The following is a 1,148-nucleotide window of genomic DNA, read 5'->3' as shown; positions in this document are numbered from 1 at the left end:
GCACCAACGGTACGACCACCTTCGCGAATGGCGAAGCGCAGGCCGTCTTCCATGGCGATCGGCTTGATCAGGGTGACAACCATTTTGATGTTGTCGCCCGGCATTACCATCTCAACGCCTTCCGGCAGTTCGCACGAACCGGTAACGTCAGTGGTACGGAAGTAGAACTGCGGACGGTAGCCCTTGAAGAACGGGGTGTGACGACCACCTTCTTCTTTGGACAGAACGTACACCTCAGCTTCGAACTTGGTGTGCGGCTTGATGGTGCCCGGCTTGGCCAGAACCTGACCACGCTCCACGTCGTCACGCTTGGTGCCGCGCAGCAGAACGCCACAGTTCTCACCAGCACGACCTTCGTCGAGCAGCTTGCGGAACATCTCGACACCGGTGCAGGTGGTCTTGGTGGTAGCACGCAGACCAACGATCTCGATTTCTTCCTGGATCTTGACGATACCGCGCTCTACACGACCGGTAACTACAGTACCGCGGCCGGAGATCGAGAATACGTCTTCGATCGGCATCAGGAACGGACGGTCGATAGCACGAACCGGCTCAGGGATGTAGGTATCCAGAGTCTCGACGAGTTTCTTGACGGCAGTGGTGCCCATCTCGTTGTCGTCCTGGCCGTTCAGAGCCATCAGCGCCGAACCGATGATGATCGGAGTGTCGTCGCCCGGGAAGTCGTAGGTGCTCAGCAGGTCACGAACTTCCATCTCGACCAGTTCCAGCAGCTCAGCGTCGTCAACCATGTCAGCCTTGTTCAGGAAGACAACGATGTACGGAACGCCTACCTGACGGGACAGCAGGATGTGTTCACGGGTTTGCGGCATCGGACCATCAGCGGCCGAGCAAACCAGGATCGCACCGTCCATCTGGGCAGCACCAGTGATCATGTTCTTGACGTAGTCAGCGTGACCCGGGCAGTCAACGTGCGCGTAGTGACGAATGTTGGAATCGTACTCTACGTGTGCAGTGTTGATGGTGATACCACGAGCCTTCTCTTCCGGAGCGCTGTCGATCTTGTCGAAGTCGACGCGAGCCGAGCCGAATACTTCGGAGCAGACGCGAGTCAGAGCAGCGGTCAGAGTGGTTTTGCCATGGTCAACGTGACCAATGGTGCCAACGTTGACGTGCGGTTTGTTACGTTC

The 1,148-nt window shown here is 57.7% G+C and carries 1 protein-coding gene; it reads right to left on the bottom strand.

Going from position 1 to position 1,148, the window contains the following annotated elements; all coding sequences use genetic code 11:
• A partial coding sequence (gene tuf, locus PVA39_RS23175) for an elongation factor Tu (RefSeq protein WP_274126062.1) occupies nt 1-1,148 on the bottom strand: 1,148 nt, incomplete at both ends.

Source organism: Pseudomonas sp. CNPSo 3701, from assembly GCF_028674975.1.
In the GTDB taxonomy this organism is placed as follows: domain Bacteria; phylum Pseudomonadota; class Gammaproteobacteria; order Pseudomonadales; family Pseudomonadaceae; genus Aquipseudomonas; species Aquipseudomonas straminea.
This window is presented reverse-complemented; position numbering and strand designations above follow the sequence as displayed.